Raw genomic sequence first — 4,833 nt, 5'->3', positions numbered from 1 at the left:
CCGGGTACGGGCACGTGAAGTGCTGTTGGCTACAGGGGCGATAGAACGCCCGCTGGTGTTTGGCAATAACGATGTGCCAGGCTGTATGCTTGCCTCTGCGATATCAACATATATCAATCGCTATGGCGTGATCCCGGGGCAAAAATTGGTTGTGATGACAGCCAATGACTCTGGCTATCAGACCGCGCTGGATTGGCATGCCGCTGGTCGAGAGGTGGTTGCGATTGTCGATACGCGCTCAAATAGCTCAGGGAAATACCCTGAACGGGCTAAAGCCGCCGGGATAGAGGTATTCCGCGGGCATGCCGTTATTAATGTGCGTGGTCATAAGCGGGTAAGTGCGGTTGAAATTGCAAAGCTTAAACACAATCGCAGCCAGGTTAGTCGAATTGATACTTGCCTGCTGAGCTGCGATACGGTAGCCAGTTCAGGCGGATGGAGCCCGAGTCTGCACCTGTCTTGTCATACTGGCAGCCGTCCGGTGTGGCGAGATGACATTGCTGGTTTTGTGCCAGGCAATCCCGATTTGCTCTATGCTGGCGGGATCCAGGGGCATTATCAGCTATCGAAAGTGCTCGACGATGGATGCAAAGCTGCGCAGGCCGTCGCGGACCGTCTGCAGGTTTCGCTAATGTCGACGCCAGACCAGCCAGACCAGCCAGACCAGCCAGAGCTGCCGGAAGTTCCAGACCCCGACGAAACCGCGCCAATGGCTATTTACCATATTCCTCATCACTTCCCGACAAGCCGGGCTCCCAAACAGTTTGTTGATTTTCAAAATGATGTTACCGCTGCTGGTATTGAGTTGGCTGTTCGGGAAGGCTTCGAGTCTATCGAACATGTTAAGCGCTATACCGCATTGGGCTTTGGTACCGATCAGGGTAAAACAGGGAATATCAACGGAATGGCAATTGCCGCCAAGGCTTTGGGCCAGTCGATACCTGAAACCGGCACGACGATATTTCGCCCTATGTATACGCCGGTCACCTTCGGCACGCTGGCCGGGCGGGATGCCGGACACTTGTTCGATCCGGCGCGTTTTACTGCCATGCATCGCTGGCACCTGGAGCATGGTGCTGAGTTTGAGAATGTCGGGCAGTGGAGACGCCCTTGGTTCTACCGTCTGGGTAACGAGACGCAGCAGGAGGCGCTGAACCGGGAGTGTCTAGCGACCCGTAATAGTGTCGGACTCCTTGATGCGTCGACGTTGGGAAAAATTGATATTCAGGGACCGGATGCGCGCGAGTTTCTCAATCGGATCTATACCAATGGCTGGAGCCAGCTGGCACCGGGTTGCTGCCGCTATGGGGTGATGTGCAAAGAAGACGGGATGATTTTTGATGATGGTGTGACGTCATGTATCGATGATAACCATTTTCTGATGACCACCACGACAGGTGGGGCTGCGGGTGTATTGCGCTGGCTGGAACTTTGGCACCAGACAGAATGGCCGGAGCTGGACCTGTATATGACCAGCGTGACGGATCACTGGGCCACCATGACGATTGGTGGGCCGAACAGTCGCTCTGTGTTGCAGAAACTGATGCCCGAAGCCGATCTCTCGGATGCCGCTTTCCCTTATATGACTTGGCAGTCGCACTGCATTGCGGGTGTCGATGCGCGCATTTTTCGGATAAGTTTTACCGGTGAGCTATCGTTTGAAGTCAATGTAAATGCTAACTTCGGCCTGTATCTATGGGAACAGATCATAGCGGCGGGAGAAGAGTTCGAAATCACTCCGTATGGCACGGAAACCATGCATATTCTCCGGGCAGAAAAAGGCTTCATTATCGCCGGCCAGGATACAGATGGTTCGGTCACGCCGCAGGACATGAACATGGCGTGGATCTGCGGGAAGAAAAAAACGTTCAGTTTTATTGGCCGTCGCTCATGGCAGCGTGAAGATACCCGCCGATCTGATCGCAAGCAGTTGGTCGGTCTTAAATGTACGGAGCCTGATGTGGTGATCCCCGAAGGTGCCCAGGCTGTGAATGATCCCGATGAGCCTGTACCGATGACTATGGTTGGTCATGTTAGCTCAAGCTATTACAGCGCGGTGCTGGGGCATTCAATTGCACTGGGGCTGATTAAGGGCGGATTGAGCCGAGTAGGCGAATCGGTATTCTTCCCTCTGGCAGACGGCCGGGTATTGCAAGCCGAAATTACCGATGCGGTGTTTTATGACCCTGAAGGTAAGCGTCAGTCGGTGATCTCGGCGCCAGCAACACAGCCATATCATCCGCCCGAAACGCCTCGCTATGAGTCTGCGCTTCATCATGCCGAAAGGTACTATGCAGAAAGGGGCCATGCACAAAGGGAAAACAGAGAAACAGCTTCGCAACCAAACGTAGTGCTGCATGAACGAAAAGGTTTGGCGCAGCATATATTGCGTGGGGGAGGAAACACATCTGAAGATGAGAATGAAGCGTTTTATGACGACGCTGAAACCGTTCTCGGGTTGCCTCTGCCACGACAACCCTGCTCATCGATTGCCGGTGAAAAGATGCAGATCTGGTGGTTATCGCCTAATGAGTGGCTGATTTTGTCATCCGAAGACTTCTCGGTGGAAGCGAGGTTACGCCATCAGTTGTCGGGACATTTCTCCATTGTTGATGTCAGTGGCGGGCAGTGTGTCATTGAACTGTCAGGGCTGCAGGCACAAGCAGTACTGAGAAAATCCACTTCTTATGATGTCGATGCTCGTTCACTGCCCGTTGGTAAATGTGTCGGTACCTTGCTTGCAAAAGCGCAGGTGGTGCTAAGGCGCAGTGGCGAGAGTGAGTTTGAACTTATTGTCCGGCGCAGCTTTGCTGATTACCTCTGGCTGTGGTTGCAGGATGCGAGTGAAGAGTATGGCCTGACTATCGAGTAGCCTGATTATCGAATAGCCCGCGACGTTTTTGGTTTCATCCATGTCGTAGATTGGAAATTCAAATTTTCAATAACAGTCACATTTAAGGGGTATACCACCGCTAAGGGGACGAGGGCAAAGCCATGACCAAGTATGATAATCGATTACTGCAAGCTCGCGCCGGAGTGGCGCGCCATGAAACCAGCGTTGAACAGTCACATCGTCGCGTGCCGATCAATCTGCGCCAGTCGGGTCCCACACCCGTAGAAATGCTGATATCGACCCGGGTAAGGAAATCACCGTACTGGCATCTTTCGGTAGAAGCAGGATGCTGGCGGGCAACGGTGTATAACCGTATTTATCATCCTCGTGGTTATGTTAGGCCGGAAGACGGCGGCGCGATGGTGGAATACGACTCACTGGTCAATGATGTCACGATGTGGAATGTCGCCGTAGAGCGCCAGATCCAGGTGAAGGGTCCGGATGCCGAAGCTTTTGTCAATTATGTGATCACCCGTGATGCCTCCAAGATCAAACCGATGCATGGCAAGTACGTGATCCTATGCAATGACGAAGGCGGTATTCTCAATGATCCTGTTTTGCTACGTCTTGCCGAGGACGAGTTCTGGTTCTCCATCTCGGATAGCGATCTCGAAATGTGGCTGCGGGGGATCAATATCGCCAAGCAATATGATGTCTCCATTGCCGAAATCGACGTGGCGCCGGTTCAGATCCAGGGACCGAAGTCAGAAGCGCTGATGGTGGATTTGTTTGGTGAGGACATCAAAAGTATTCCTTACTACGGCCTGATGGAAGCTGAAATTGCGGGGTGCGATGTGGTCATTTCCCAAACCGGCTTTACCGGCGAGAGGGGATACGAAATTTACTGTCGCAATGTAACCGAAGACGCCGAGAAGCTGTGGTATGCCGTGTTGGATGCAGGGAAAGCCCATAAACTTCGAGTCATCGCGCCTGCTCACCACCGCCGGATTGCTGCCGGGATCCTCTCCTGGGGGCAGGATATAGATCAGGAAACCCTACCGTTCCAGTGCAATCTGGCTTATCAGGTGCCACGAAACAAAGATGCTGACTATGTCGGTAAAGCGGCTCTGGAAAAGGCCCGGGAGCAAATCGAAGCCGGGAACCCGCCTTTTGACCTTGTGATGGTCGGTATCGTATTGGGTGGGGAGCCGATTACGGACTATGCCAATGACTTCTGGCTGGTCTATGGGCCGGATGGTGGCGATGCTGTCGGGTATGTCTCTTCCCCTTGGTATTCGCCAGAGCTGCAGACTAATATTGCCCTGGCTCATGTTCCCTGGGCACAGCGGGATATCGGTACCAGGCTGAGTGTCTCGCTTCCGTCCGAATATGGCGGCAATGTGGTTGATGCCGAGGTGGTAGAAGTGCCGTTCCGTCCGTCGGTCAACCCTAACTCGCGCGAAGTCGCCAAATCGCGTGGTAGTGATTTCGTCGACTAACGACCGATAATATAGGGGCACGGTATGAAGTGTGATGCCTACAAGAGCCTAGGAGGGGAAGGGTTCCGCGAACCTGATATGGAGTCCGATATTGAACCCCGTTTGTTTCAATTGCTGGCGGAAGCCTCGCTGGAAGCGACGCCCAAGCAGGTATTGAAGCTTCATACTGTTCCTGACTGGCTATCGGCGGGAACCTGGGTATATGTGCCTTTTTTGCCGAAAGGCCGATTTGAGGAGACATTTGAGGCATGTGAGCGCTTGCTGCTATGGGGGATGGTGCCAATACCCCATATACCGGCTCGCGCTGTGCCAAGCGAAGCTTGTTTGCACCGATGGCTTTCCTCTCTAACCCATATCGGTGTCTACAATATTCTGCTGATAGCTGGAGAGAAAAACCCACCGGCGGGACCTTTTGCCAATACGCTTGCACTGCTGGCATCAGGGGCGCTGGCAAAGCATCCATTGCGCGGCATTGGGGTTGCAGGTCACCCTGAGGGCCAC

The 4,833-nt window shown here is 53.5% G+C and carries 2 protein-coding genes and 1 pseudogene; all 3 read left to right on the top strand.

Going from position 1 to position 4,833, the window contains the following annotated elements; genetic code table 11:
• The coding region (locus MHN01_RS16750; RefSeq protein ID WP_239412385.1) for a sarcosine oxidase subunit gamma family protein at positions 1–2,872 on the top strand (2,872 nt) is incomplete at its 5' end.
• A 122-nt stretch (positions 2,873–2,994) separates the two neighbouring features.
• Positions 2,995–4,332, top strand: coding sequence for a glycine cleavage T C-terminal barrel domain-containing protein (locus MHN01_RS16745; RefSeq protein ID WP_239412384.1), 1,338 nt, complete (start codon positions 2,995–2,997; stop codon positions 4,330–4,332).
• 24 nt (positions 4,333–4,356) lie between these two features.
• A pseudogene (locus MHN01_RS16740) lies at positions 4,357–4,833 on the top strand (hypothetical protein); the annotation flags it as partial.

This window comes from Photobacterium sp. OFAV2-7 (genome assembly GCF_022347985.1).
In the GTDB taxonomy this organism is placed as follows: Bacteria; Pseudomonadota; Gammaproteobacteria; order Enterobacterales; family Vibrionaceae; genus Photobacterium.
This window is presented reverse-complemented; position numbering and strand designations above follow the sequence as displayed.

Bases quoted from the DNA above. Each gene is read 5' to 3' on its own strand.
- MHN01_RS16745 (WP_239412384.1), top strand. From the start codon at position 2,995: ATGACCAAGTATGATAATCGATTACTGCAAGCTCGCGCCGGAGTGGCG.